Origin of the sequence: Thermocatellispora tengchongensis (assembly GCF_014202315.1) — a bacterium.
Classification (GTDB): domain Bacteria; phylum Actinomycetota; class Actinomycetes; order Streptosporangiales; family Streptosporangiaceae; genus Thermocatellispora; species Thermocatellispora tengchongensis.
The window spans coordinates 312,592-337,801 of record NZ_JACHGN010000014.1 but is presented as its reverse complement, the minus strand read 5'-3'; the positions used below and the strand labels follow the sequence as shown (position 1 = coordinate 337,801).

Here is a 25,210-nt window from a genome sequence, read left to right as displayed (position 1 = left end):
CGCACGGGCGGGCTTGGGCTGTGTTTATGGCCCGTGCTTCGCACGGGCGGGCTTGGGCTGTGTTTATGGCCCGTGCTTCGCACGGGCGGGCTTGGGCTGTGTTTATGGCCCGTGCTTCGCACGGGCGGGCTTGGGCCGTGCTTATGGCCCGTGCTCCGCACGGGCGGGCTTGGGCGCTCTGCAGGGTCGCGTCTTCCCTCGTCGCTCCGGTCGCTTCGCTCCCTGCGCTCCTCCTCCAGACACGACCCGCGCCCAAGCCACCACAACCCACCTGGCGCAAAGGAGGAAGGATCGCCCGCGTCCGGGGTGAGTCCTCCTCCGTCGGACACGACCCGCGCTGGCCCGGGCTGTGCCCGTGGCCCGGGCTGTGTCCGTGGCCTGCGCTGTGCCCACCGCTGTGTCCGTGGCCTGCGCCGTGCCCACCGCTGTGTCCGTGGCCCGGGCTGTGCCCACCGCTGTGCCCGTGGTCCGTGCTTTGCACGGGTCGGTTTGGGCGCTCTGCGGGGGCGTGTCTTCTCTCGTCGCTCTGGTCGCTTCGCTCCCCGCGTTCCTTGGTCCGCACGACCCGCGCCCGAGCCGCCACAGCCCTGCTTGCGCGGTGGAGGGAGGGGCGCCCGCGTCCGGGCTGGGTCCTCCTCCGTCGGATATGACCCGGGCTGGGGCCGTGGCCCGTGCTTGGCACGGGCGGGGTGGGGCGCATTGGAGGGGCCTGTCTTTCCTCGTCACTTCGGTCGCTTTGCTTCCGTCGCAGTCCGGACGCGATCCCACCCAAGCCGCCACCACCCGGTCGGCCGATGGTGGGGAGATCGCCGGATGTCCGGGCGGGCCCTGCGTCCGGGGGGCCTCCTCGGGGAGGCCGGCCTGGGGTGGCAGGTCATCGTGGCCGGGCGGGGGTGTGCGGGCCGCGCCGGGTGGGGGTGGCGCGGGCCCGCATGGGGTCAGTACGCCTCGGAGAGGCTGCTTGCGGCGTTCGTGGTGTCGTACTCGCGGTCACTGATGATGACCTTGTCCGGGATCGGCTCGCCGTTGAGGAACTTCTGGGCGGTCTCGAAGGCCAGCGGGCCGAACCTGGGGTTGGACTCGATCACCGAGTAGAGCCAGCCGTCCACGATGCCCTGGACCGCGCTCTTGGTTCCGTCCACGGAGACGATCTTGATTTCGCCGGGTTCCTTGCCCGCGCCCTTCAGGGCGGTCACCGCGCCCAGGGCCATCTCGTCGTTCTCGGCGTAGATGCCGTTGATGTCGGGGTTGGACTGGATGAGCTGCTCGGTGACCTGCTGGCCCTTCTCGCGGGCGAACTCGCCGGTCTGCTCGAAGGAGATCTCGATGCCGGTCCCCTTCTCCTTGATCCGGTCCTTGAAGCCGTTGGTGCGCTCGGTGGTCACGTTGTTGCCCGGGGCGCCGAGCAGGATCGCTACCTTGCCCTTGCCGCCCAGGGCCTTGATCATCTGGTCGGCGGCGCGCTGGCCCTGCTGGTAGAAGTCCGAGCCGATGAAGGTCAGGTAGTCGCTGCACGGCTTGGCGTTGATCTTGCGGTCCACGGTGATGATCGGGATCTTCTTGGCCGCGGCCTGCTGCAGCACCGGCTCCCAGCCGTCGGAGTTCAGCGGCGCGATCACCAGGAGCTGCGCGCCCTGGGCGATGAGCTGCTGCACGTCGGTGATCTGCTTGGAGAACTGCGACTGCGCGTTGGTGACCCGCAGGTTCTCGATCCCCAGCTTGGCCGCCTCGTCCTTGATCGACTGGGTCTCGGCGATCCGGAACGGGTTGGCCTCCTTCTCCGACTGCGAGAAGCCGACCACGGCCGTCTTCAGGTCGAACTTGGTGCCGCCGAACTGCTCCAGGGTGCAGGTGGGGCCGGTGCTCGCGCCGGTCGGCGTGGCCACCACCTGCTGCCCCTGGGTGCTGGACGCCGCGGGCGCCGCGGTCGTCTCCTCGCCTCTGGCGCACCCGGCCGCCGCCACGAGCAGCGTGGCGAGCAGGACGACTTTGAGCTTCATGGGCCTTCCTCCAGAAGAACGTACAGGTTCAGGGGGTGCGTGGGGGAGCGGCGGCCCCGAGGCCGCTCCCCCACGGGGCGAACAGGGCGTAGTGCGTTGGTCAGCAGGCGGCCGGGGTGGCGTCGGTCACGGCCTTGTTGGCGTCGTGCACGCGCTGGACGTCCGGCTTGGTGACCGCCCGGTCGTAGGTCATGAGCCCGTTGAGCTCGGTCTCCACGTCCGTCGTCTGGGTGTAGACGGCCGCGCTGAGCCCGCTGCACGAGCGCAGGCGGTCCAGCTCCTGGCTCATCTGGACGTACCGGTCGGTGAGGGCCGCCGGGTCGGGCTCGGTGGCGTAGCCCCAGCCGCCGCCGGACCAGGTGTGGCCGATGACCGGCATGCCCAGGCCGCCGTACTCGCCGATGACCGAGGCGCGGGTGGCGCTCGGCTCGCGCGGGGTGCCGGGGCCGGGGTAGTTGTGCACGTCCACGACGTCGCCGTTGCCGCCGTCCACCGCGCCGCAGCAGTTCACGCCGCTCATGTTGTTCACCAGGCGGGACGGGTCCCAGCTCTTGACCTGGTCGGCGAGGCGCGCCTGGTCGTACTGGCCCCAGCCCTCGTTGAGGGTGACCCACATGACCACCGACGGGCTGCTGATGTGCTGCTGCACCATCTCGTGCATCTCGGCCTCGAACTGGGCCTTGTCGGCCGCGGTCAGGTTGCCGAACATCGACGGCATGTCCTGCCAGACGAGCAGGCCCAGCTTGTCCGCCCAGTAGTACCAGCGGTCGGGCTCGACCTTGACGTGCTTGCGGACCATGTTGAAGCCGAGCTTCTTGGTCTGGTCCAGGTCGTACTTCAGCGCCTTGTCGGTCGGGGCCGTGTAGATGCCGTCGGGCCAGAAGCCCTGGTCGAGCGGGCCCATGTGGAAGACGTCCTTGCCGTTGAGCAGCAGCCGGGTGGTGCCGTTCACCTGGCCGACGCCCACCGAGCGCATGCCGAAGTAGCTGTCCACCTCATCGACCGTCTTGTGCCCGCGCTTGAGCTGGACGCGCAGGTCGTACAGGTAGGGGTCCTCGGGGGACCACAGGCGCGGGTTGCGGATCGGCAGGGTGAGCTCGGCGCCGACCTTGCCGGTGACCGTGCCGATCACGCGCTTGCCGGCGCGGGCGGTGACGACCGCGACGGTGTCGTTGCCGGCGCTGCCGTTGACGGTGACCTTCAGCGCGCTGCCGGGCACGTCGGGGGTGAGCTTGAGCGAGTCGACCCGGGTCTGCGCCACCGGCTCCATCCACACCGACTGCCAGATGCCGGAGACCGTGGTGTACCAGATGCCGCTGGGGTTGAGCCGCTGCTTGCCGATCGGCTGGCGGCCGCGGTCGGTCGGGTCGTACACGGCGACGATGAGCTCCTGCTCGCCGCGCGGCTTGAGCACGTCGGTCACGTCCACGGTGAAGCGGTCGTAGCCGCCCTTGTGGGTGCCGACCTGCTTGCCGTTGACGTAGACCGTGGCCTCCCAGTCCACCGCGTCCAGGTGCAGCAGCAGCCGGTCGCCCTTCCAGTCGCCCGGCACCTTGAAGGTGCGGCGGTAGAACATGCGCTCCTCGTGCCGCTGCACGCCGGACAGCAGCGACTCCACCGGGAAGGGCACCACGATCTTCTCGGCGAGGTCCTTGCCGAACGGCGGCGCCTCGCCCTGGGCCGCGCCGGCGAACTGCCAGGTGCCGTTGAGGCTGCGCCAGTCGTCGCGGCGGAGCTGCGGGCGCGGGTACTCGGGCAGCGGGTTGCGCGCGTCCACGTCGTCGGTCCACGGGGTGTGGAGGGTGTAGCGCGAGCCGTTGGCCACCCCCACCTGCTTGTACTCCTCAAGCGGGGCGCCGGCGGCCGTGGTGATGCCGCCCTGCCCGTCGTACGCCGTGCGTACGGTGTTGCCGGCCTGCATCGGGACGGGGTAGGTGAGCTTGAGCAGCACCACGGAGGGGTCGCCGTCCTTGAGCGCGGCCGAGGTCGCCGGGTACGCCGTGCCGGACACCGTGGTCACCAGGTGCTGGTGCGCGTTCTGCGGCAGCGGCGCCAGGTCCTCGGCGAAGTCCAGGGTCACGGTCTGGCCCGACTCGTCCACCGCGGCCGACTCGGGGCCGGGCGGGTCGAAGCCCTCGGGCAGGTAGAACGCCTCGGCCGGGACGATCTGCTTCTCCAGGCCGGGGGCCTGCCAGCGCAGGCGCAGGTTCGCGCCGCCGAAGTGCTCGAAGTACTCGATCTTGAAGTCGTACTTCTTGCCGGCTTCGAGGGCGATTGGCGTGCCGACCTGCTCGATGTCCCAGTCGTCCACCCAGTGGTCGATGATCAACTGGTTGTTCACCCAGAGCCGGTAGCCGTTGTCGCCGACCATGGAGAACGTGTAGGTCTGCGTGAGCTTGGGCTCGATCCGGCCGGTCCACCGCACCGAGACGTCGTCGGAGCGTCCGGTCAGGGTCTGGAAGACCGGGTTGAGATCGGCCATCTCGATGTTCGGATCGACCACCGTCGCCTTGAGTTCGGCGAAGTCGAAGGCCCCGGCCCGCGACTGCAGGTAGTAGTCGCCACGCAGGCCGTGCTTGTCGGCGACCGGCTCATCGGCCCGCGCGGCCGTCGTCCCGACGACGGTGTGCGCCAGGCCGAGCAGCAGGCCGAGCAGGAGTAACAGGGGGGTTCGGGGGGTGCGTCGTGTCGCCGTCATCCAGTGGATCCTCGTTCCTCGTGCAGAAGTGAACAAATCTGGACGTCTGCAGCACCAAAAGAAGCATCCGGGAACCGAAACAGTCAAGAGATCCGATCGGATTCGTTCGCAAACGGTCACGACCGGGCCTGTGAAGCGCCTTTGCATGGTGGCTCGCGGGCACTGCCCGGTCACACTATGATCGGAATCGGCCAGGGTGTTTCCTGGCCGGCACCTGCCCGATCGCGGATGACAGGGTGAGAGATCGTGGGCGACACACAGGCACCGGGTGACGGCCGTCGGCCCGTGTTCGCCGCCGAGCGCCGCCAGCGCATCATCGAGCTGGTCCGGGCCAACGGCGCGGTCTCGCTGCGCGAGCTGGCCCAGGCCGTGCGCTCCTCCGAGGTGACCGTACGCCGCGACCTGCGCGCGCTGGAGGCCGAGGGCCTGCTCAACCGGCACCACGGCGGCGCGACCCTGCCCGGCGAGCTGTCCCGCGAGCCCACGTACACGCAGAAGGCCCAGGTCGCCTCGGCCGAGAAGCTCGCCATCGCCGACCTCGCCGCCTCGCTGGTCGAGGACGGCGACGCGATCGTGGTCGGCCCCGGCACCACCACCCAGGAGTTCGCCCGCAGGCTCAGCCGCAACACCGAGCTGGCCGTGGTGACCAACTCCCTGCTCGTCGCCCAGGCCCTCGCGGGCGCGGCCCGGGTCGAGGTGGTGCTCACCGGCGGCACCCTGCGCGGCAGCATCCACGCCCTGGTGGGCAGCGCCGCCGAGCACTCCCTGGCCGGCCTGCGCGTGCGCCGCGCGTTCATCAGCGGCAACGGCCTGACCGCCGAGCGCGGCCTGTCCACGCCCAACATGCAGGTCGCCAGCGTCGATCGCGCCCTGGCCGCCGCCGCCGAGGAGGTCGTGGTGCTCGCCGACCACACCAAGATCGGCATTGACACGATGGTGCAGACGGTGCCCAGCGACCGCATCGACCACCTGGTCACCGACGACGGCGCCCCCCGCGACGTGCTGGACGACCTCGCCGCCCGCGGCGTTCACCTCCACGTGGCCAGGCCCTGACCGGAGAGTGACGATTTCCGATCACCTGTGACAGGATCACGCCTGTTCTGTTACGGGATTGTTTCCTAGCGGGATCACCATCATCTCATCGAGGCGTCTCCTCTCGCCTAGGAAGGTCGGTACGGGAGGATGCTTGTGACGACGGGCAGCACGGTTCTCCAAGCCGCAGGCATACTCAAGAGCTTCCAGGGCGTGCGCGCGCTGGACCACGTCTCCTTCACCCTGGCCGCGGGCGAGGTGCACGCCCTTGTCGGCGGCAACGGCGCCGGCAAGTCCACCCTGGTCAAGCTGCTGTCCGGGGTGCACCAGCCCGACGGCGGCGAGTTGCGCTACCTCGGCGAGCGGCGCCGCGGCTTCGCCTCCCCGGGCGAGGCCAGGCGGGCGGGGATCGCGACCATCCACCAGGAGAGCAACCTGGTGCCGCTGATGAGCGTGGCGCGGAACCTGTTCCTCGGCCGCGAGCCGCGTACCCGGTTCGGGCTGATCGACTTCGCCCGCATGCACGCCCGCGCGGCCGAGATCCTGGCCGCGTACGGGATGGAGGTGGACGTACGCCGTCCGCTCGGCTCGCTCGGGGCGGGGGCGCAGCAGATGGTCGCCCTGGCGCGCGCCGCCTCCGCCGACGCCCGGGTCGTGATCATGGACGAGCCGACGTCCTCGCTCGAACCCGCCGAGATGGACGTCCTGTTCGGCGCGATCGACCGGCTGCGCGGCGAGGGCCGCTCGGTGATCTACGTCAGCCACCGGCTGGAGGAGATCTACCGCATCTGCGACCGGGTCACCGTGCTCCGCGACGGCAAGGTGGTGCACACCGGCCCGCTGCCCGGCCTGGACCGGGTGCGCCTCGTCTCGCTCATGGTCGGCCGCCCCTACCACCCCCGCGCCGACGAGCCCGCCCCCGAGCCCGCCGGCCCCGCGGACGTCCCCGCCGACCTGCCGATCCTGGAGGCCACCGGCCTCACCCGGCGGCACGTGCTCTCCGGCGTGTCCATCGCCATCCGCCAGGGCGAGGTCCTGGGCCTCGGCGGCCTGCTCGGCGCCGGCCGCAGCGAGACCGCCCGCGCCATCGCCGGCGCGATGCCGGTGGACGCCGGTCAGGTCATCGTCGCCGGAGCGCCGCTGCGCAAGTGGTCGATCAAGGGCGCGATCCGGGCCGGCGTGGGCCTGGTCCCGGAGAACCGGACCACCGAGGGCATCGTGCCCGGCCTGTCGATCCGCGACAACATCGCCCTGGCCGCCCTGCCCCGCCTGTCGCGCGCCGGCATCGTCTCCGACGCCAGGGTGGACCGCGTCGTGGCCACCTTCATGCGCCGGCTCGGCATCAAGGCCGTCTCGCCCCGCCAGCCGGTCGCCGAGTTGTCCGGCGGCAACCAGCAGAAGGTCCTGCTGGCCCGCTGGCTGGCCATGAACCCCAAGATCCTGCTGCTGGACGAGCCCACCCGGGGCGTGGACGTGGCCGCCAAGGGCGAGATGCAGTCGCTCATCGACGACCTGGCGGTGGACGGCCTGGCCGTCCTGCTCATCTCCTCCGACATCTCCGAGCTGGTGGAGAACTGCGACCGCGTGGTGGTCCTGCACGACGGCGCGATCACCGGCGAACTGGTCGGCCCCGAGGTCACGGAGGAGGGCATCATGGCCGCCATGGCGGCCACCCCGCAGCCCGCCCCGTGACCAGGTGACGGATATATCGCCACTTTGACCACATACGTGCGTCCAACTTGGGTACCCCCGCGCCAAGAGGCGGGCCCGAGGCGAGGGGGTGCCAGATGAGCGGAACACACGTGATGATCATGGTGGACGCTGCGGCCACGGGCGGCGAGGAGTGGTACTGCCCCGAGTGCGGGCGGCGCCTGATCATCCGCTGGGAACCCCAGTTCGCCAAGGTGGTCCTGGAGCCCGGCAACGACCTGCTCGCCCACTTCGGCGGCAAGGGCGGCGTACGCAAGGCCGCCACGCCGAAGCGTCAGGAGCCCAGCCCCCTGGACATCGAGTGGCTGCGCCGCCACGGCATCTCCTGGACCTCCTGATCGTCGCTCGTCAGCCTGCGGGTGCGGCTGGGACCGGTTCTCCGTCGGCGAAGCATGAGGAAGGTGAGGGCCGCCGCGAGCCCGAGCACGGCGACGGCCACGGCCATGGGCAGCGCGCTGCCGGCGCCGTCGGCCCCGGCGAGCGGGGCGGCCAGGCCGCCGACGAAGAACTGGGCGAAGCCGAGCAACGCCGCGGCGGCCCCGGCGTGCGCGCCGTGGTCGTGCAGGGCGAGGGCCGGCGCGTTCGGCAGCACCAGGCCCACGCTCGTGACCACGATGAGCAGAGCCGTCAGCAGCGGCCACAGGCCCGCGTCGGCGAGCACGACCACGAGGAGCGCGGCCCCGCCCGCCGCCGAGCCGGCGACCCCCGCGCCGAGCAGCTTCCGCGGGTGGAAGCGGCGTACCAGCCTGCCGTTGACGTGGGTCGCGGCGACGAGCCCGAACGCGTTGACGGCGAAGACCACGCCGTACTGCTGCGGGGACAGGCCGTGGATCTGCTGGAGCACGAACGGCGAACCGGCGATGTAGACGAACATCGCCCCGAACACCAGCGCGTTGGCGAGCGCGTACCCGAGCAGCGCCCGGTCCCGAAGCAGGGCGGGGTACGCCACCCCCGCCGCTCTGCGGCGCCGCTCGGGAGGAAGGCTCTCGGGCAGCGCGACGGCGCATCCGGCGAGAGTCACGCCGGAAAGTAGCGCGAGCCCGAGGAACACGGTGCGCCAGTCCCCGAAGCGCAGCACCTGGGCGCCCGCGAGCGGTGCGAGCACCGGAGCGAGCCCGCTCACGAGCATCAGCGACGAGAAGACGCGGGCCGCCGCCGTCCCGGTGTAGCGGTCGCGGACGCACGCGTAGGCGATGACCAGCCCGAAGGCGCCGCCCATGCCCTGCAGCGCCCGGAACACGACCAGGCTCGCCGCGTCCGGCGCGACGGCGCAGAGCAGGCCCGCCACCGTGTGGACGCCGAGCCCGATCAGCAGCGGACGCCGCCTGCCCCACGCGTCGCTGAGCGGCCCGGCCAGTAGCTGACCGCAGGCCAGCCCGACCAGGCACGCGGTCACGGTGAGCTGGACCGCCGACGGGGCGGCGTCCAGGTCGCCGGCGAGCCGGGGCAGAGCGGGCAGGTAGGCGTCGATGGACAGCGGTGCGAGTGCGACGAGGGCCCCGAGCAGCAGTGCCGGGGACCTGTCCCGGGTGCGGCCGTCAGCCGTCATCGCGCCGGCAGCACGGTCCGGAGGAGGTCCGCCAAGGGCGTGGCCGGACGTCCGGTGAGGTCGGCGACCGTCGAGCTGACGTGCGCGAGGAAGCCGAGGCGCGTCGCCGCGCCGAACGACACCACCAGTTCCGCCGCCTCCTCCGGCGCCCCGGCGGCCCGCAGGCCCGCCGCCATGGCGTCGTCGTCGAGGGCGACCGGCTCGACGGGGCGACCGCCGACCTCTCCGGCGAGTGCCGCGAGGTCGGCGGCGGTGAGCGCCTCCGGGCCGGTGACGTCGTACACGCGGTCCTCGTGCCCGTCCTGGGTCAGCACCGCCGCCGCCACCGCGGCGCAGTCCTCGCGGGTCACGTAGGCGGTGGCGCCGTCTCCGCCGTTGGTCACGAGGCGTCCGGACGTGATCGCCTGTTCGATGACGGGGATCTGCATGTGCGCGTACAGGTTGTTGCGGAGCACCGTCCACGTCAGGCCGCTGTCGTACAGCGCCTGTTCGGTGCCGGCGTGGTCGGCGACGACCAGTGCGGGGTTGGCGGGCACCGGTTCCGGGACGGAGGTGTAGACGATGTGCCGGACACCGGCCGCGGCCGCGCCCTCGATGGCGGCGCGGTGCTGGTCGAGGCGGGCGCCGATGGCGTCGGTGGAGATGATCAGCAGCCGGTCGACGCCCGCGAACGCGGTGGCGAACGTGCCCGGTTCGGTGAAGTCGACTCGCCGTACGCCGGCGCCGCGTGCGGCGAGGTCGGCGAGCGCGTCCGGGCGCCGGGTGGCGAGCACGACCTCGGTCGGGCCGGCGAGTCGAAGCAGGTGGTCGGCGGTGCTGCGGCCCAGCGGGCCGGAGGCTCCGGTGATGGCGACGGTCATCTTCGTCCTATTCGTAACCATAAAGATTGCGGTTGCGCCCAGAACTGTAGCTGTGATGGTTGCGATATGACAAGATGGCGTCATGGCCCGATCGACCAACACCAGGTTCGCGGTCGCCGTGCACGTGCTGACGTACCTCGCGGGCGTGGCCGGTGAGCGTCCCGTCAGCTCCGATGAGCTGTCGGCGAGCACGAATGTCAACCCCGTGCACGTACGCCGGGTGCTCGGCCCGCTGCGGGCGGCCGGGCTGCTGCGGTCGCGTCCCGGCGTGCACGGCGGGTGGGAGCTGGCCGTCCCCGCCGGCGACATCACGCTCGCCGAGGTCTGGCGGCTGCTCCAGGGGGAGGACCCGGTGCTCGGGCTGCATGGTCCCAACCCGTCGTGCGAGGTCGGCCGCGGCGTGCAGGAGTCGCTGGCCGTCCTCGACCGCGCCGTCGCGGACGCCGTCGCGGACGAGCTCAGCCGGTTCACCGTGCACGACGTCCTGGCGGGAAAGGTGATCTCACGGTCAAGGGCGTGAGCCGGCCACGGGCGAGTTCGCCGGTGGCCGCTCGTGCCGCCCCCGGCGGCCCTGCCGGAGGCGGCGAGGCCGCGTCACGCGACGGCGGTCCCCTCAAGCTCGACCATCAGGGTGGGGATCGCCAGCCGCGTCACCCCGAGCATCGTGGTGGACGGCGCCACACCGGCGGCGCCCAGCCGCGACGCCAGCACGCCGTAGTGCTCGAAGAGCCGATCGACGTCGGTGGTGTAGACGTTGAGCCGGACGAGGTTCGCCAGGGACATGCCGGCCTCGCCGAGCACGGCCTCCAGGTTGTCCAGGCTCAGCGCCAGCTGCGCCGCCATGTCGTCGGCGTGCTGGGGCTTGCCGTCGCCGCTCATCGCGGTCTGCCCGGCGCAGTACAGGGTCCGGGTGTGCCCGGAGACGATCTCACCCTGGTTGTACCCCAGCTCCACCGACCACGCCCACGGGTTGACCGCCGTTCGCTCCATCGCCACATCAGCTCCGTTCGATTCGGTACGCCCGGTCGGCTCAGTAGCCGCCGTCCTTGTGGTGATCAGCCTCGCAGGCGAATCACGACATCCTGTGTCGTGTATTCCGGTAGCGTTTTTCGTATGCGCGCCGACCGGTTGGTCTCGCTGGTGCTGCTGCTACGGCAGCACGGCCGGCTGTCCGCGACCGCGCTGGCGCGCGAGCTGGAGGTGTCCACCCGCACCGTGCTGCGCGACATCGAGGCGCTGTCCGCGGCCGGCGTCCCGGTCTACGCCGAACGCGGCCGGAACGGCGGGTTCGCGTTGTTGCCCGGTTTCCGGACCGAGCTCACCGGTCTGAACCACGACGAGGCCCTCGCCCTGCTGGTCGCCGGATCGCGGCGCGGCGCCCAGGCGTTCGGCCTCGGCTCGGCGCTCGCCTCGGCGATGCTCAAGGTGATCGACGCGCTACCCGAGAGCTATCGCGACACCGCGGCCGGCGCGGCCGAGCGACTGCTCATCGACCCGGAGACCGACCTTCTCTCGCGGCGGCTGGCCGATGAGGAGGTGCCCGACGCCATAGTGGCCGAGGTCCTGCGGGCGGTGTTCGCCGGGCACAAGCTGCGCATCCACTACGCGGCCGTGGACCAGACCCCGACCTGGCGCACGGTGGACCCGATCGGCCTGGTCACCGTACGCGACCGGGGCTACCTGCTGGCCACGAGGTCCGGCGAGGACCGCACCTACCGGCTGTCGCGCATCTTGGCCGCCGAGGAACTCGCCGAACCCGCACAGCGACCGGACCGGGTCGATCTGAACCGGGCCTGGCGGGAACGCAGCACGCGGTTCCGGACCGGCGGCGACCAGGTCACGGTGCTGGTACGGGTGGACCCGGCGCGGCGGGAGGAACTGGTGGGCACCGCGCTGGCCGTACGCGCCGAAGAGGCCGACCCGGACGGCCGGCTGCGGCTGGAGGTGACCTTCCAAGATCCGAGGCACGCCGAATGGGCGCTGTGGCAGCTCACCACGGACGCGGAAGCCCTGGCCCCGGAGTGGTTGCGCACCTCCCTGCGCGACCGCGCCGCCGCCATCGCCGCCCGCTACGGAATGCCGTCCTGACATGCGCCGCCCGGGTGCGGGCCACGGCCGGCGCGGCGCGTCGTCAAGGACGTGTGACGGCCGCGATGAGGCGTCGCAGTGACGCGTGGGCGGGTGGGCCCCACGTGGCCTTGCCGCCCGGGCGGCCGCGGAGGCCGGCTTCGCCGATGAGGATGCCGCTGAGGGCGCGTCCCACCGCCCATCCGCGGGCGCGGCGCAGGGTCGCGGCGTCCGGGGCCGGCCGGTACGCGGCGTGGAAGCGGTCGGCGGCGCCGTCCGGCAGCAGAATCCACGCGGCGGCGAGGTCGCAGGCCGGGTCGCCGGCGCAGAGGTCGCCGAAGTCGATCACACCGCAGATGGCGCCGTCCGCGGTGAGGACGTTGGCCGGATGCAGATCGCCGTGGATCCACAGCGCCGGGCCTTCCCACTCGGGGGCGGCGGCGGCGTCTTCCCAGATCGCGCGGACGGCGTCCGGGTCGGGGACGAGGCCCAGCTCGGTGGCCTCGGCGAGCTGCTTGGCGAACCCCTCGGAGTGGCCGGCGAGCGGCCCTCCGCGGTCGCGGCCGGCGGGCGCCTGGTCGGGGGCGGGCCGGTGGAGAGCGGTCAGGAAGGCGGCCAGGGCGTCGGCCGCCTCGGCGCCGCGCGTGACGGGGGCGCGGTCGGCGGGCGCGCCCGGTACCCAGGTGGTGACGATCCAGGGGCGCGGAAACCGCGGCGAGGGCTCGCCGAGGCGCTGCGGGACGGGAACCGGCAGCGGTAGGCGCGGGGCGAGGGCGGGCAGCCAGGTGTGCTCCTTGCGCAGCAGCGCGTCGGCAGACCGCGTCGCCCAGGGCAACCGGACGGCGAGGTCGTCACCGAGCCGCCAGAGCTGGTTGTCCCAGCCGCGCGCGCCCAGCCGCAAACGGCGATCGGCCAGGTCGGGGTGCTGGTCACGCAGCAGGTCCCGCACCAGCTCCGCGCTGATCTCGATCTCGGTGTGAGTCATGCGAAGCAACGGTAGCCGGATGGGTGTGGTGCCGTGGCCGGACTGCGGGGGCCGCCTCCGGCCGGATCGGGGGGCGGGCGGGGTTCGCCTGGTTCGCCCGCGATTCGTCGGTCCTCTCTGGTAGAAGTACCGCGACATATCGCCTGCCCACCCATGGATCGGAGCCTGCCGTGGATTACCGGAATCTCTTCGGCGAGTTCCCGGCGCTGGAGTACCCGGAGGTGTGGATCGGAGCGGGGTGCCGCCTCGACCTGCACCACCACTATCCGAGCGAGAAGATGGCGGAGCGGGTCCGGGCGGCGTTGCCGGGCGCCGGGGTCGAGCTGTCGGGCAGGAAGGACGACGACCGTCCGTTCGTCGTGGTCGGCGAATGACGCCGGGCCGCCTCGCCGTGGTCGGCACCCCCGGCGACCGCCGCGTCACCCTCTTCACCGCCGCTGCGCAGGCAGCGGGGCTGGGCACGCCGCAGGTGGTGCCGTGGACGGAGGTGCTGGCGGGCGGCGAGCCGCGGCTCCGGCCGGGCGCGGTGGTGCGGATCGACTCGCCGGGCGAGGACGCCGAGGCCGACGCGCTGCTGCGCGGTCCGGGCGACCCGGCCAGAACCGCCGGCAGCGCGCTGTGGTACCGGCGCCTCACCGAAGCCCTGGAGCGGGTGCGCCGGGCCGTCGAGCGTACGCCCGGAGCGGTGGTGTACGGCGACACCGGCGAGATCGCGGTCATGTTCGACAAGACCCGCTGCCACGCCCGCCTGGCCGCCGCCGGCGTGCCGGTGCCGCCCGCGCTGCCCCGGCCGGTCACCGGCTACCGGGACCTGCGCGAATCGATGGCCGAGGCGGGCTGGCGGCGGGTGTTCGTCAAGCCCCGGCACGGCTCCTCCGCCGCCGGGGTGATCGCGCTGCAGACCGGGGGCGACCGGATCGTGGCCACCACCTCGGTGGCGGTCACCCCCGACGGGTTGCTCAACTCACTGCGGGTGCGCCGTTACACCGACGAGCGGCAGGTGGCCGCGATCGTGGACGCGCTCGCCCCCGACGGCCTGCACGTCGAGCAGTGGTTCCCCAAGATGTCCTTCGGCGGTGGCCCCGCCGACCTGCGGGTCGTCGTGGTGGCCGGGCGGCCCACGCACGCCGTCGTGCGGATGTCCCGCGCCCCGATGACCAACCTGCACCTCGGCGGGCGGCGCGGTGACCTCGCCCAGGTCGTCGCCGCGCTCGGCCCTCGTGGTTGGGAGCGGGCGCTGGAGGTGTGCGCGGAGGCGGCGGCCTGCTTCCCGGGCAGCCCGTGCGCCGGGGTGGACCTGATGGTCGGCACCGGCCTGCGCGACTTCGCGGTGGCCGAGGTGAACGCGTTCGGCGACCTGCTCCCCGGCCTGACCGGGTTCCCGGGCGGCGGCGCCGAGGGCCTGGACACGTACGCCGCGCAGGTACGGGAGCTGGCGCGGGCATGCGCGACCTGAACGCCACGCGCGATCCGCCGCCGGTGACGCCGGACAACGGCGGCGGGATTCGGGCCCGCCCTTACTGGAGGGTCTTCTTCAGGCGGCTGAGGATTCGGTCCAGGGCGGTGCCGAAGGGGTTCTCCTGCACCATGTACGTCCACGTGGCGGTGGGGCGTCTGGTGCCCGTGGCCTCGTGGTCCAGGCCGTCCTTCGTTATCGTGGCCTGCCGCCACATTTCCAGTGAGGCGGTCTCTATCGACTCCATGAGACTGCGGTAGGCCGTCACCGACTCCCGGTGGAACTCGTCCAGGGGGTTCATTCTGCCCAGGACTCTCAGGTGGATCCCTTCTCTCAGGTCGGAGAGGAAGGCCACGTGGGCGGTCCAGTGGTGGTCGATCTGGTAGAGGACGATCTGGCGGGCGGCTTCTCTGGCCACCGGCTCGCCCACCTCCTCCACGAGGGTCTTCCAGCGGCCGGGGTCGGCGGCGGCGAAGGCGTCGGCGGCCACGTCGCCGTGGAGGACCTTGTCGCGGCGTTCCAGGACCAGGGAGCGCTGGTGCTCCAGGAGTCGGGTGTAGCGCCAGGTGTTGCGGTGGATCTCCAGGTTGGCGCCCTCGGCGACGCGCTGGGCGTGGCCGACGATCTGGGGGCCGCGGCGGTTGCGTACGACGCCGTCGCGGTCGGCCGACGGCAGGTGCTCGTCGGGGGCGAAGCGGGAGATGAGGTCGTCTTCCAGGCTGACGTAGAAGACCGAGCCGCCGGGGTCGCCCTGACGGCCGGCCCGGCCGCGCAACTGGTCGTCCAGGCGGCTGCTGGCGTGGCGGCCCGAGCCGATGACGTACAGGCCGCCCAGCTCGGCGACGCCCTCGCCGAGCTTGATGTCGGTGCCGCGGCCGGCCATCTGGGTGGAGACGGTGATCCTGCCGCGCTCGCCGGCGCGGGCGATGATCTCGGCCTCCTCGGCGTCGTTCTTGGCGTTCAGCACGACGCACTCCAGGCCGCGGCCCTGGAGGTTGAGGGCGAGGCGTTCGGACTCGGCGACGTCGAGGGTGCCGATCAGGACGGGACGGCCGGTCTTGTGGATCTCGGTGATCTTGGCGACGAGGGCCGCGTCGCGGTCGGTCACGGTGGCGTACAGGACGTCGGGCTCGTCCACGCGCACGCAGGGTTTGTTCGGCGGGATGACCGCGACCTTGAGGTCGTAGAACTCGCGGAGCTGTTCGCCGACCGCCACCGCCGTGCCGGTCATGCCGCACTTCTCGGGGTAGCGGGTGATCAGGCCCTGGATGGTGATCGAGTCCAGGATCTCGCCGGTCTCGCTGGCGGGCAGGGCCTCCTTGGCCTCCACGGCCGCCTGGAGGCCGTCGGGCCAGCGCTGCAGGAGCGCGACCCTGCCCCGCGAGTGGTTGATGAGCTGGACCCTGCCGTCGCGGACGATGTAGTCGACGTCCTTGGTCAGCAGGGCGTGGGCGTGCAGGGCCAGGTTGATCTCGCTCACCGTGTGCGGCGCGTCGTACAGGTTGCCGCCGCCGAGCGCCTGCTCCACGGTGTCGGTGCCCCGGGCGGTCAGGTAGACGTTGCGGCCCTGCTCGTCGATCTCGTAGTGATAGCCGCGCACCAGCCGGCGCACCAGGGCCGCCGCCGCGGGCACCGCGTCGCCGGGGTCGGTCGCGCCGGCCAGGACCAGCGGGACGCGGGCCTCGTCCACCAGCACCGAGTCGGCCTCGTCGATCAGCGCCACGTGCGGCTCGGGGACCACCAGGTCGGCCGGGTCGGTGACCAGGCGGTCGCGCAGCACGTCGAAGCCGATCTCGCTCACCGACCCGTACGTGACGTCCTTCTGGTACGCCGCCCGCCGCTCCTCCGGAGTGGAGACCTGGCCGATCCAGCCCACGCCGACGCCGAGGGCGGCGTACAGCGGGCCCATCCACTCGGCGTCGCGGCGCGCCAGGTAGTCGTTGACCGAGATCACGTGCACCCGCTTGCCCTGCAGCGCGTACCCGGCCGCCGCCAGCGCGCCCGACAGGGTCTTGCCCTCGCCGGTCGCCATCTCGGCGACGTTGCCCGCCAGCAGCGCGAGCGTGCCGACGAGCTGCACGTCGTACGGCCGCAGCCCGATCGTGCGCCGGGCCGCCTCGCGCGCGATGGCGCAGAACTCGGCGAGATCGTCCATGGACGGCTTGGGGAGCTCGTCCAGTGCCTTGACCCGCTCCTCGCGCCGCCCGGCCTCGGCGACCACCCGCTCGAAGGGCGCGAGGTCGACCGAGCCGGGACGGTCGAGAAAACGCTTGATCAGTTGTGATAGCGACGCCACACACCCTCCAACGGGCCGTTCGAGGGCCACGTTCCCCGAAGGGTTTCAGTATGCCGGTTCGTCCGGTCCGTCCGGGAGGTCAGCGGCGTTCGGAGAGTGCGGGCAGGGCCGCGGCGAGTACGAGCAGCGCGGCGCCGGCCCAGGACAGCGGCGTCATGCGCTCTCCCAGCACCAGCACGCCGATCAGGGCCGCGCCCACCGGCTCCACCAGGACGACCACGGACGCGGTGGTGGCGCGCACGGCCGTCAGCCCGGCGAAGAACAGCCCGTACGCCAGCGCCGTCGGCACCGCCCCGAGGTACGCCAGTAGCGCCAGCACCGCGGGCCAGGAGTCCACGGCCACCGGGAACGCGCCTTCGGCGAGCGCGAAGGGGAGCAGGCAGGCCGACCCGACCGCCATGCCGCCGAGCGCGTTGCCGTACGGGTCGTCGCGCACGGCGCGGTTGGCCATGGTGACGCCCGCGTAGCCCGCGGCCGAGAGCAGGGACCAGGCCAGGCCCGCGGCCGAGAACGCGCCGGAGCCGTCGTCGCGGGTGAGCAGGAGCAGTCCGGCCAGGGCGGCGGCGAGGCCGGCCGTCCCGTACGCGCCCGGCCGCTCGCCCAGCCGGACGCGGGCGCCGGCGGCGACGAGGACGGGCGTGGCGCCGAGGGTGACCACGGTGGCGACGGCGAGCCCGGACTCGGCGACGGCGGCGAAGTAGGCCGTCTGGTAGACCGCCATGCCCACCCCGGTGGTGAGGAGGTGGCGGACGTTCGCGGCCGGGCGGGGCCGGTGCACGGCGGCGAGGAGGGCGGCCCCGAGGGCGAGGCGCCAGAAGGAGACGGCGACCGGGCCGAGGTCGCCGATCCGGTACAGGAGCGCGGCGGCGGCGCCGCCGGTGCCCCAGGCGGTGGCGGCGAGCGAGACGTACAGCAGGCCGCGCCGCACGGAGACGTGCGTCATGAAGGTCTCTCCGGTGGGATGGGTCGTCAGGTTGGCCCGTCTGCGGGCGGCGACCACCCACCGAATCACCCAGATCCGGCTTTAGTCGGAGAAACCGCCCGCTAGCGGGCGGCCGGGGGAGAGACGATGTAGTGCGGCACGTCCCGCAGCCTAGCCGGGTCCGGGCCGCGTCCGCCATCGCGTATCCGTACCTGACATGAGTTGACAGGTATGGGCGGCACGATGGGCCGCATGACAACGAAGGCCAAGCTCCTCGCCGTGACCATCGACTGCGCCGAGCCCGTGAAGCTCGCCGAGTTCTACGCGGCGATCACCGGATTCAACGTGGACTACGCCGAGAAGGAGTACGCCGGCATCGGCGACGGCACCACCGCCATCTACTTCCAGCGCGTTCCCGATCGCCGGCCGGGGTCCTGGCCCGGCCCGGACAAGCAGTTCCACCTCGACTTCCGCGTTCCGGACGTGGACAAGGCGGTCGCGGAGTACCTGGAACTCGGTGCCACCAAGCCGGAGTTCCAGCCCGGCGACGGCTGGGTGGTGCTGGCCGACCCGGAGGGACACCTGTTCTGCGTCTGCCCGGAGCGCTCCTGACGGGCGTCCCCGGCGCCTCAATTCCGGAAGAGGGGATTGCGCGGCGGGGATAGTCCCTAAACTGGGGCAATGCTCACCCCGCCGCCGCCCCGCGTGCTCGCGCTGCGTACCGCCAGTGACCACCCCGCCGATCGCCGCGGAGGGCGGCGATGATCTGGGTCGGGGTGACCATCGCCCTGGTGGGGGCCCTGGGATACGCGCTCGGCGCGGCGTTGCAGCAGTACGAGGCGGTGCGCGACGGCGCCACGCTCAAGCTCGTCAAGCGGCGCCGGTGGTGGGTCGGCGGCGTGATCGGCTTCGCGGGGGCGTGCCTGCACGCGGTGGCGCTGAGCGTGGCGCCGCTGGTGGCGGTGCAGCCGGTCAGCGTGGCCACGCTGGTGTTCGCGGTGCCGCTGGCCGCCATGATGTACGGCCGCAAGCCGCACCGGGCCGAGATCATCGGCTCGATCGCGGTCGCGGCCGGGCTGATCGGCCTGATGGCGCTGGTCCCCCACGAGGTGACCGTGCCGCACATGAGCAACGAGGGGGCGATCGCGTTCCTGGCCTGCGTGGGCGTGATCGCGCTCGTGGGCGACCTGGTCGCGCGGCGCACCTCGGGGCCGGTCAAGGCGCTGGTGCTGTCCATCGGCGCGGGCGCGGTCACGGCATCGGTGTCGATCTTCGTGCGCGTGGTCGGCGGGGGCTTCGGCGGCGACTTCGGCAAGCTGGTGCACTGGTTCACGCTGGCGATCCCGCTGCTGCTCGTGTGCGCGATCATCCTGCTCCAGCGCTCGTACGCCGTGGGCTACTTCGGCATCGCCTACGCCGGGGTCCAGGTCGTCGATCCGGTGACCTCGGTCATCGCCGGAGCGGTGCTGCTCGGTGAGCCCCTGCCCAGCGGCTCGGCGGCCGTCCTGCCCGCGCTGGTGGCGGCGGGCCTGCTCATCGCGGGCACGATCACGCTGGGCCGGCTGGCCCCCGACAGCTCCCACCACGCGCCCGCGCCCGCGCCCAAGCCGGTCCCGGTCAACTCATAGCCGCGGCGGGCGCCAGCCCAGCACGTCGTCCATCTGGCGCAGCATCGCCTGGCCGCCGTACCTGTTGCCCAGCGCCATGACCGAGTCGCGCAGCCGTACGGCCAGCGGGTTGCGCATCCGGGTCAAGCGGCAGATCCTGCGCGAGCGGCGCACGATCGCCGTCGTGCGCGGCAGCCGGGCCGCGGTGTAGGCGGCGAGCCCGCCCGGCCGATCGGCGAGGCCCGCGAGCACCACGGCGTCCTCGATGGCCTGGCACGCGCCCTGGCCCAGGTTGGGCGTCATGGCGTGCGCGGCGTCGCCGAGGAGGGCGACCCTGCCGCGGTGGAGGGTGGGCAGCGGCTCGTTGAGCGAGTAGATGTCGTGCCGCATCACCGTGGCCGGGTCGGCCAGGGCGATGGCCTGCGGGATCGGCGCGTGCCAGCCGCCGAACAGCCGGGCCAGCTCGGCCTTCTCGTCGCCGCCGGGCGCGGCGCCGCCCTCGGGGACGGCGTCGGTGGCGTAGCAGTACACCAGGTCGTCCACCAGCGGCATCACCCCGAACACCAGGCCGGCGCCCCATGACTCGGTCGTGCCGAACGGCACGTCGGGGCGCGGGGCGACGAACCGCCACGCCGTCACCCCGGCGTACTCGGGGGCCGGATGCGCCGGGAACAACGCCCGCCGCACCGCCGACCTGATCCCGTCGACGGCCACGACCAGGTCGGCCTGAATCTCGCGGTCGCCGACCCTGACCGCGCCGGTCTCGGCGTCCACCAGCTCGGCCGCGGTACCGAGCAGCAGCTCCGCGCCGTCCAGGCGCTCGGCCAGCAGGTTCACCAGGGTGGCGCGGAGCAGGAGCACCACCGAGTCGCCGCCGTAGCGCGCCGCCGCGGCGGCCTCGCTGGTACGGCTCAGCCAGCGGCCGTCGGCCCGCCGGATGCCGCCGTCGCCCCGGATCGCCGACAGCTTGCGCACGGCCTCGCCGGCGCCGATCTCGTCGAGCGCCTTGAGCGCGTTCGCCGCCACGGCCAGGCCGGAGCCCACCGGGTCCAGCGAGGGCGCGCGCTCGCACACCGTCACCGTCCAGCCCCGCCGCCGCAGCGCGACCGCCGCGGTCAGCCCGCCGATCCCGCCTCCGATGACCACCGCGTGCCCCATGGCCGCCTCCTCGTCACTACATCTGTAGTTCGCATACTACACATGTAGTATGCGAGGCGTGATCTCACCCCGGGCGACGCTCATCGCGGACACGGCCATCACCCTGCTCGCCGAGCGGGGCATGCGCGGGCTGACCCACCGGGCGGTGGACGAGGCGGCAGGGCTGCCCGCGGGCTCCACCTCCAACCTCGCCCGTACCCGGGCGGCCCTGCTGGAGACGACGCTGGCCCGGCTCACCGAGCTGGAGGAGGCGGCGTACGCGCTGACACTCGTGCCCGCGCAGGAGACCGAGGGGGCCGACCCGATCCGGGTCATGGCCGACATGATCGGCCGCCTGCTGCACACGCAGCTCACCGACGGGCGCGTGCGCACCCTGGCCCGATACGAGCTGGCGCTGGAGGCCAACCGGCGGCCGGAACTGCGGGTGATCTACGACCGGGCGGGCGCCCGGTTCCGCGGCCCGGCCGAGCACATGCTCGCCGCCGCGGGCTCGCCCGATCCGGTGCGCCACGGCCGCCAGCTCGTCGCGTACGCGGAGGGCCTGATCTTCGACGCCATCGCGGGCGCGGGCGCCACGCCCACGCAGGCCGAGTTGCAGGCCGGCCTGCGCGACCTGCTCGACGGCATGCTCAGGGGCGGGGGAGCGGCGAGGTGAGCCGCTCGCGGTGGGCCGGCCACTCGTCGTCCAGGATTCCGAAGTAGACCGTGTCGCGCCAGGTGCCGTCGGGGCGGCGGCGGTGGCGGCGCAGGGTGCCCTCGTGGACGCCGCCGATGCGGCGGATGGCCGCCTGGGAGCGGGTGTTCAGGGCATCGGTCTTGAGCAGCACCCGGTTGTAGCCGAGCTTGTCGAAGGCGTGGTCGATCAGCAGCACCTTGCACTCGGTGTTGACCGCGGTGCGCCAGACCGCCCGGCCGTACCAGGTCCAGCCGATCTCGACGCTCTGGTCGAAACCGGGCGTGTCGGCGTACGTCGTCCAGCCGATGGCCCGGCCCGTCTCCTTCAGCACCACCGCGAACGGCACGTGCCCCCGGTCGTGGATCAGGTACGCCGCGATCTCGCGCAGCTCGCGCTCGGTGCGCGGCGTCTCGCGCGGCAGCCACCGCCACACCTCGTCGTCGCCTCCGCCGGCCAGGAACAGGTCGGGCACGTGGGCCAGGGTGAGCGGTTCGAGGCGGACGGACTCGCCGTCGAGCACGACGGGTGAGGGCATGGTGGCGGTCACGCCCCCGACCGTACGCGAGCCGCGCCCGCGCGGATGAGAGCCACTTGGCCCGGGGAATCGACGACCACCTGAGGGTGGGGCCACAATACGGAAGAAGGTTCTGGTGTGTACAGTCATACCGTCCGGTCGGTAGGGTCTGGTGGGGAGAGGCTGAGGAGGAACCGTGGACTTCCTGTACGACACGACCACGGAGGACCTGCGCAAACGGCTCAACGCGTTCATGGACGAGTGCGTCTATCCCGCGGAGGAGGCGTTCGCGGCGCAGGCCGAGGAGAGCGGCTGGAGCGTCCCGCCGCTGCTCGACGACCTGAAGGACGAGGCCCGCAAACGCGGCCTGTGGAACCTGTTCCTCCCCGGCGAGCACGGCGCCGGCCTGACCAACCTGCAGTACGCGCCGCTCGCCGAGATCATGGGACGCAGCCCGCACATCGCCCCCGCCGCCACCAACTGCGCCGCCCCCGACACCGGGAACATGGAGGTGCTGGCCATGTTCGGCACCGAGTGGCAGCGCCGGGAGTGGCTGGAACCCCTGCTGAACGGCGAGATCCGCTCCGCCTTCGCGATGACCGAGCCCGACGTCGCCTCCTCCGACGCCACCAACATCGCCACCGCGATCGTCCGCGACGGCGACGAGTACGTCATCAACGGCCGCAAGTGGTTCGCCTCCGGCGCGATGAACCCCAACTGCAAGATCTTCATCGTGATGGGGCAGACCGACCCCGGCGCCCCCGCCCACCGCAGGCAGAGCATGGTCCTGGTGCCGCGCGACACCCCGGGCCTGACCGTCAAACGCGGCATGAAGGTCTTCGGCTACACCGACGGCGACCACGGCGGCCACGCCGAGCTGCTGTTCGAGGACGTGCGTGTGCCGGTGACCAACCTCATCGGCGAGGAGGGCGGCGGGTTCGCCATCGCCCAGGCCCGCCTCGGGCCCGGCCGCATCCACCACTGCATGCGGCTCATCGGCATGGCCGAGCGCGCCGTGGACATGATGTGCGAGCGGGCGCTGGCGCGTACCGCGTTCGGCAAGCCGATCGCGGAGCAGGGCGTCGTGCAGGACTGGATCGCCGAGTCGCGCGTACGCATCGAGCAGTTGCGGCTGCTGGTGCTCAAGACCGCCTGGCTGATGGACACCGTGGGCAACAAGGGCGCCCACACCGAGATCCAGGCCATCAAGATCGCCACCCCCCGCGAGGTGGAGTGGATCCTCGACAAGGCCGTGCAGGTGCACGGCGCCGGCGGAGTGAGCCAGGAGTTCCCGCTGGCGGGGCTGTGGGCGCACGCGCGCAGCCTGCGCCTGGCGGACGGGCCCGACGAGGTGCACAAGCGCTCCCTGGCCCGGCGCGAGCTGAAGAAGCACATCACCACGTGACCGCGACAGAAGGACGCACGTTGAACGAGGACGAGATCAGGGCGCGGGCGCGCGCCTTCCGCGAGGCGACCCCGGCCTCCGACCGGCTCGCCTTCCTGCGCGCCCGGTTCGACGCCGGGCTGGCCTGGGTGCACTTCCCCGAAGGTCTGGGCGGCCTCGGCGCCCCGCGCGAACTGCAGCTCGCCGTGGAGCAGGAGCTCGAAGGCACCCCGCAGCTCGACCCGGGCCTGCAGGCCATCGGGCTCGGCATGGCCGCCCCGACGATCCTGGCCTTCGGCACCGAGGAGCAGAAGAAGCGCTTCCTGCGGCCCCTGTGGACCGGTGAGGAGATCTGGTGCCAGCTCTTCAGCGAGCCGGGCGCCGGGTCCGACCTCGCCACGCTGGCCACCCGGGCGGTGCGCGACGGCGACGAGTGGGTGGTGGACGGCCAGAAGGTGTGGACGTCCGGCGCCCACCACGCCCGCTGGGCCATCCTGGTCGCCCGCACCGATCCCGACGTGCCCAAGCACCGCGGCCTGACCTACTTCGTGTGCGACATGCACGCCCCCGGCGTCGAGGCGCGCCCGCTGCGCCAGATCACCGGGGAGGCCGAGTTCAACGAGGTGTTCCTCACCGGCGTGCGCCTGCCCGACGACCTGCGCCTCGGCGCCGTCGGCGACGGCTGGCGGGTCGCGCAGACCACGCTGATGAACGAGCGGGTCGCCATCGGCGGCAACGCGGGCAGGCGCGGCGGCGGCATGATCGGCATGGTCGCGCAGACCTGGCGCGAGCGGCCCGAGCTGCGCACCCCCGACCTGCACCAGCGGCTGCTGCGGCTGTGGGTGGAGGCCGAGGTCACCCGGCTCGCCGGGGTCAGGCTGCGCGAGCAGCTCGCCGCCGGCCAGCCGGGCCCCGAGGGCTCGGGCATGAAGCTGGCCTTCGCCTCGCTCAACCAGGCCCTCACCGGCCTGGAGGTGGAGCTGCGCCGGGAGGAGGGGCTCGGCTACGACGACTGGACCTTCCGCCGCTCGGAGTCGGTGGACTTCGCCGGCCGCGACGCCGGCTACCGCTACCTGCGCGCCAAGGGCAACTCGATCGAGGGCGGCACCTCCGAGATCCTGCGCAACATCATCAGTGAGCGTGTGCTCGGGCTGCCCTCGGAGCCGCGCGTGGACAAGGACATCCCCTGGAAGGACCTGCCGCGTTGACCAGTCTGCTCTATTCGGAGGTCGAGGAGGAGCTGCGGGCCGCCGTGCGCGGGGTCCTCGCGGACAAGTCCTCGCCGGCGTCCGTGCTCGCCCGCGTGGAGTCCGACGCGCCGTACGACATGGGCCTGTGGAAGACCCTGGCCGCCGACATGGGGGTCGCGGGCCTGCTCATCCCGGAGTCGCGCGGCGGCGCCGGCGCGAGCGCCCGCGAGGTCGCGGTGGTCCTGGAGGAGCTGGGCCGCTCGGTCGCCCCCGTCCCGTTCCTGACCAGCGCGGTGCTGGCGACGACCGCCCTGCTCGCCGCCCCCGAGGACCCCGGGGACCTGCTGTCCCGCCTGGCGTCCGGCGACCTCACCGCGGCCCTGGCGGTCCCCTTCTCCGCCTCGCCCTACGGCTTCCGCGACGAGACGGTGACGGCCGGCGCCGACGGCACCCTCAGCGGCCGTGTCACCGCCGTCGCGGGCGCGGCGGTCGCCGACGTGCTGCTGGTCCCCGCCTCGGGCGCCCTGTACGCCGTGGAGGCCGGCCACGCCACGGTCGAGACGGTCCCCTCGCTCGACCTCACCCGCCCGATCGCCACCGTCACCCTGTGGTCGGCCCCCGCCGTCAGGATCGCCTCCGACCTGTCGGGCGTGCGCCGCGCCCTGCTCACCGGCGCGGGACTGCTGGCCTCCGAGCAGCTCGGCGTGGCCAAATGGTGCCTGGACACCACGCTCGCCTACCTCAAGGAGCGCCACCAGTTCGCCCGTCCCATCGGCTCCTTCCAGGCGATCAAGCACCGTATGGCCGATCTGTGGCTGGACGTCGTACGCGCCAGGGCCGCCGCGCGCGGCGCCGCCGACGCCCTGGCGGGGGAGGAGGACCCGTCCCTGGCGGTCGCGGTCGCCCAGGCGTGGTGCGGCGACGTGGCGGTGCACGTGGCCGAGGAGGCGCTGCAACTCCACGGCGGCATCGGCATGACCTGGGAGCACCCGCTGCACCTGTTCCTCAAGCGCGCCAAGGCCGCCCAACTGGCCCTCGGCACCCCCGGCGACCACCGGCAGCAGGTGGGAGTCCTGGCCGACCTCCCGGCCTGAGCGGACCCCCGA

General features: G+C 72.7%; 23 protein-coding genes. 13 read left to right on the top strand and 10 right to left on the bottom strand.

Going from position 1 to position 25,210, the window contains the following annotated elements:
* Positions 1-938 precede the first annotated feature (938 nt).
* Both HNP84_RS30955 and HNP84_RS30950 read right to left on the bottom strand, forming a co-directional pair.
* A complete protein-coding gene (locus HNP84_RS30955) occupies positions 939-2,000 on the bottom strand; it encodes an ABC transporter substrate-binding protein (RefSeq protein WP_185053448.1) in 1,062 nt (353 codons plus the stop codon).
* A gap of 100 nt (positions 2,001-2,100) precedes the next feature.
* Complete coding sequence (locus HNP84_RS30950; protein ID WP_185053447.1) at positions 2,101-4,698, bottom strand: PA14 domain-containing protein; 2,598 nt, start codon at positions 4,696-4,698, stop codon at positions 2,101-2,103.
* A 246-nt stretch (positions 4,699-4,944) separates the two neighbouring features.
* Here HNP84_RS30950 and HNP84_RS30945 point away from each other — a divergent pair, with 246 nt between their 5' ends.
* The 3 genes from HNP84_RS30945 to HNP84_RS30935 all read left to right on the top strand — a co-directional run bounded on the left by HNP84_RS30945 (position 4,945) and on the right by HNP84_RS30935 (position 7,778).
* The gene (locus HNP84_RS30945) at positions 4,945-5,751 is read left to right on the top strand and encodes a DeoR/GlpR family DNA-binding transcription regulator (protein ID WP_312926071.1); all 807 of its coding nucleotides are present in this window, start codon (positions 4,945-4,947) and stop codon (positions 5,749-5,751) included.
* A 129-nt stretch (positions 5,752-5,880) separates the two neighbouring features.
* The gene (locus tag HNP84_RS30940) at positions 5,881-7,422 is read left to right on the top strand and encodes a sugar ABC transporter ATP-binding protein (protein ID WP_185053446.1); all 1,542 of its coding nucleotides are present in this window, start codon (positions 5,881-5,883) and stop codon (positions 7,420-7,422) included.
* A 95-nt stretch (positions 7,423-7,517) separates the two neighbouring features.
* Positions 7,518-7,778, top strand: coding sequence for a hypothetical protein (locus HNP84_RS30935; RefSeq protein ID WP_185053445.1), 261 nt, complete (start codon positions 7,518-7,520; stop codon positions 7,776-7,778).
* Here HNP84_RS30935 and HNP84_RS30930 read toward each other — a convergent pair.
* Together HNP84_RS30930 and HNP84_RS30925 are read right to left on the bottom strand one after the other, a co-directional pair.
* Positions 7,715-8,989 (bottom strand): multidrug effflux MFS transporter, encoded by a 1,275-nt coding sequence (locus HNP84_RS30930; RefSeq protein ID WP_185053444.1) that lies wholly within the window; start codon positions 8,987-8,989, stop codon positions 7,715-7,717. The genes HNP84_RS30935 and HNP84_RS30930 overlap by 64 nt on opposite strands.
* On the bottom strand, positions 8,986-9,849 hold the full coding sequence (locus HNP84_RS30925; RefSeq protein ID WP_185053443.1) for an NAD(P)H-binding protein: 864 nt from the start codon (positions 9,847-9,849) through the stop codon (positions 8,986-8,988). Before HNP84_RS30925 ends, HNP84_RS30930 begins: the two co-directional genes overlap by 4 nt.
* Before the next feature lie 82 nt (positions 9,850-9,931).
* Between HNP84_RS30925 and HNP84_RS30920 the strand changes: the two genes are divergently transcribed.
* Positions 9,932-10,369 (top strand): Rrf2 family transcriptional regulator, encoded by a 438-nt coding sequence (locus HNP84_RS30920; RefSeq protein WP_185053442.1) that lies wholly within the window; start codon positions 9,932-9,934, stop codon positions 10,367-10,369.
* A gap of 74 nt (positions 10,370-10,443) precedes the next feature.
* Here the strand turns inward: HNP84_RS30920 and HNP84_RS30915 are convergent, their stop codons facing one another.
* The gene (locus tag HNP84_RS30915; RefSeq protein WP_185053493.1) at positions 10,444-10,839 is read right to left on the bottom strand and encodes a RidA family protein; all 396 of its coding nucleotides are present in this window, start codon (positions 10,837-10,839) and stop codon (positions 10,444-10,446) included.
* 123 nt (positions 10,840-10,962) lie between these two features.
* Between HNP84_RS30915 and HNP84_RS30910 the strand changes: the two genes are divergently transcribed.
* Complete coding sequence (locus HNP84_RS30910; RefSeq protein WP_185053441.1) at positions 10,963-11,937, top strand: helix-turn-helix transcriptional regulator; 975 nt, start codon at positions 10,963-10,965, stop codon at positions 11,935-11,937.
* Between the two features lie 43 nt (positions 11,938-11,980).
* Here the strand turns inward: HNP84_RS30910 and HNP84_RS30905 are convergent, their stop codons facing one another.
* The gene (locus tag HNP84_RS30905; protein ID WP_185053440.1) at positions 11,981-12,901 is read right to left on the bottom strand and encodes an aminoglycoside phosphotransferase family protein; all 921 of its coding nucleotides are present in this window, start codon (positions 12,899-12,901) and stop codon (positions 11,981-11,983) included.
* 170 nt (positions 12,902-13,071) lie between these two features.
* Here HNP84_RS30905 and HNP84_RS56820 point away from each other — a divergent pair, with 170 nt between their 5' ends.
* Complete coding sequence (locus HNP84_RS56820; RefSeq protein ID WP_376771985.1) at positions 13,072-13,275, top strand: hypothetical protein; 204 nt, start codon at positions 13,072-13,074, stop codon at positions 13,273-13,275.
* On the top strand, positions 13,272-14,357 hold the full coding sequence (locus tag HNP84_RS30895; RefSeq protein WP_185053439.1) for an STM4014 family protein: 1,086 nt from the start codon (positions 13,272-13,274) through the stop codon (positions 14,355-14,357). Before HNP84_RS56820 ends, HNP84_RS30895 begins: the two co-directional genes overlap by 4 nt.
* Before the next feature lie 61 nt (positions 14,358-14,418).
* Here HNP84_RS30895 and secA2 read toward each other — a convergent pair whose 3' ends face one another.
* Both secA2 and HNP84_RS30885 read right to left on the bottom strand, forming a co-directional pair.
* Positions 14,419-16,653: an accessory Sec system translocase SecA2 gene (gene secA2, locus HNP84_RS30890; RefSeq protein WP_185053438.1), complete on the bottom strand. Its 2,235-nt coding sequence runs from the start codon at positions 16,651-16,653 to the stop codon at positions 14,419-14,421.
* A 79-nt stretch (positions 16,654-16,732) separates the two neighbouring features.
* Positions 16,733-17,596, bottom strand: a complete 864-nt coding sequence (locus HNP84_RS30885; protein ID WP_185053437.1) for a DMT family transporter — start codon at positions 17,594-17,596, stop codon at positions 16,733-16,735.
* A gap of 231 nt (positions 17,597-17,827) precedes the next feature.
* Here HNP84_RS30885 and HNP84_RS30880 point away from each other — a divergent pair, with 231 nt between their 5' ends.
* Positions 17,828-18,187: a VOC family protein gene (locus HNP84_RS30880; RefSeq protein ID WP_185053436.1), complete on the top strand. Its 360-nt coding sequence runs from the start codon at positions 17,828-17,830 to the stop codon at positions 18,185-18,187.
* 149 nt (positions 18,188-18,336) lie between these two features.
* Positions 18,337-19,203, top strand: a complete 867-nt coding sequence (locus HNP84_RS30875; protein ID WP_185053435.1) for a DMT family transporter — start codon at positions 18,337-18,339, stop codon at positions 19,201-19,203.
* Here the strand turns inward: HNP84_RS30875 and HNP84_RS30870 are convergent.
* On the bottom strand, positions 19,198-20,340 hold the full coding sequence (locus HNP84_RS30870; protein WP_185053434.1) for an FAD-dependent monooxygenase: 1,143 nt from the start codon (positions 20,338-20,340) through the stop codon (positions 19,198-19,200). The genes HNP84_RS30875 and HNP84_RS30870 overlap by 6 nt on opposite strands.
* Positions 20,341-20,398: 58 nt before the next feature.
* On the opposite strand from HNP84_RS30870, the gene HNP84_RS30865 reads away from it, so the two are divergent.
* Positions 20,399-20,995 (top strand): TetR/AcrR family transcriptional regulator, encoded by a 597-nt coding sequence (locus HNP84_RS30865; RefSeq protein ID WP_312926070.1) that lies wholly within the window; start codon positions 20,399-20,401, stop codon positions 20,993-20,995.
* On the opposite strand, the gene HNP84_RS30860 is transcribed toward HNP84_RS30865, so the two are convergent.
* The gene (locus HNP84_RS30860) at positions 20,970-21,563 is read right to left on the bottom strand and encodes a GNAT family N-acetyltransferase (protein WP_185053432.1); all 594 of its coding nucleotides are present in this window, start codon (positions 21,561-21,563) and stop codon (positions 20,970-20,972) included. The genes HNP84_RS30865 and HNP84_RS30860 overlap by 26 nt on opposite strands.
* Before the next feature lie 163 nt (positions 21,564-21,726).
* Here HNP84_RS30860 and HNP84_RS30855 point away from each other — a divergent pair, with 163 nt between their 5' ends.
* From HNP84_RS30855 to HNP84_RS30845, 3 genes are read left to right on the top strand one after another with little or no spacing between them, the layout of a single operon-like run.
* Positions 21,727-22,935: an acyl-CoA dehydrogenase family protein gene (locus tag HNP84_RS30855; protein WP_185053431.1), complete on the top strand. Its 1,209-nt coding sequence runs from the start codon at positions 21,727-21,729 to the stop codon at positions 22,933-22,935.
* Positions 22,932-24,122: an acyl-CoA dehydrogenase family protein gene (locus HNP84_RS30850; RefSeq protein ID WP_312926068.1), complete on the top strand. Its 1,191-nt coding sequence runs from the start codon at positions 22,932-22,934 to the stop codon at positions 24,120-24,122. The genes HNP84_RS30855 and HNP84_RS30850 overlap by 4 nt, the downstream gene beginning before the upstream one ends.
* A complete protein-coding gene (locus HNP84_RS30845; protein ID WP_185053430.1) occupies positions 24,119-25,198 on the top strand; it encodes an acyl-CoA dehydrogenase family protein in 1,080 nt (359 codons plus the stop codon). The genes HNP84_RS30850 and HNP84_RS30845 overlap by 4 nt, the downstream gene beginning before the upstream one ends.
* Positions 25,199-25,210 lie beyond the last annotated feature (12 nt).

What these genes read in the sequence shown, in the direction of transcription:
- HNP84_RS30955 (WP_185053448.1), bottom strand. Translation starts at nt 2,000, where the DNA reads ATGAAGCTCAAAGTCGTCCTGCTCGCCACGCTGCTCGTGGCGGCGGCC.
- HNP84_RS30950 (WP_185053447.1), bottom strand. Translation starts at nt 4,698, where the DNA reads ATGACGGCGACACGACGCACCCCCCGAACCCCCCTGTTACTCCTGCTC.
- HNP84_RS30940 (WP_185053446.1), top strand. Translation starts at nt 5,881, where the DNA reads ATGCTTGTGACGACGGGCAGCACGGTTCTCCAAGCCGCAGGCATACTC.
- HNP84_RS30935 (WP_185053445.1), top strand. Translation starts at nt 7,518, where the DNA reads ATGAGCGGAACACACGTGATGATCATGGTGGACGCTGCGGCCACGGGC.
- HNP84_RS30930 (WP_185053444.1), bottom strand. Translation starts at nt 8,989, where the DNA reads ATGACGGCTGACGGCCGCACCCGGGACAGGTCCCCGGCACTGCTGCTC.
- HNP84_RS30925 (WP_185053443.1), bottom strand. Translation starts at nt 9,849, where the DNA reads ATGACCGTCGCCATCACCGGAGCCTCCGGCCCGCTGGGCCGCAGCACC.
- HNP84_RS30920 (WP_185053442.1), top strand. Translation starts at nt 9,932, where the DNA reads ATGGCCCGATCGACCAACACCAGGTTCGCGGTCGCCGTGCACGTGCTG.
- HNP84_RS30915 (WP_185053493.1), bottom strand. Translation starts at nt 10,839, where the DNA reads ATGGAGCGAACGGCGGTCAACCCGTGGGCGTGGTCGGTGGAGCTGGGG.
- HNP84_RS30910 (WP_185053441.1), top strand. Translation starts at nt 10,963, where the DNA reads ATGCGCGCCGACCGGTTGGTCTCGCTGGTGCTGCTGCTACGGCAGCAC.
- HNP84_RS30905 (WP_185053440.1), bottom strand. Translation starts at nt 12,901, where the DNA reads ATGACTCACACCGAGATCGAGATCAGCGCGGAGCTGGTGCGGGACCTG.
- HNP84_RS30895 (WP_185053439.1), top strand. Translation starts at nt 13,272, where the DNA reads ATGACGCCGGGCCGCCTCGCCGTGGTCGGCACCCCCGGCGACCGCCGC.
- HNP84_RS30885 (WP_185053437.1), bottom strand. Translation starts at nt 17,596, where the DNA reads ATGACGCACGTCTCCGTGCGGCGCGGCCTGCTGTACGTCTCGCTCGCC.
- HNP84_RS30880 (WP_185053436.1), top strand. Translation starts at nt 17,828, where the DNA reads ATGACAACGAAGGCCAAGCTCCTCGCCGTGACCATCGACTGCGCCGAG.
- HNP84_RS30875 (WP_185053435.1), top strand. Translation starts at nt 18,337, where the DNA reads ATGATCTGGGTCGGGGTGACCATCGCCCTGGTGGGGGCCCTGGGATAC.
- HNP84_RS30870 (WP_185053434.1), bottom strand. Translation starts at nt 20,340, where the DNA reads ATGGGGCACGCGGTGGTCATCGGAGGCGGGATCGGCGGGCTGACCGCG.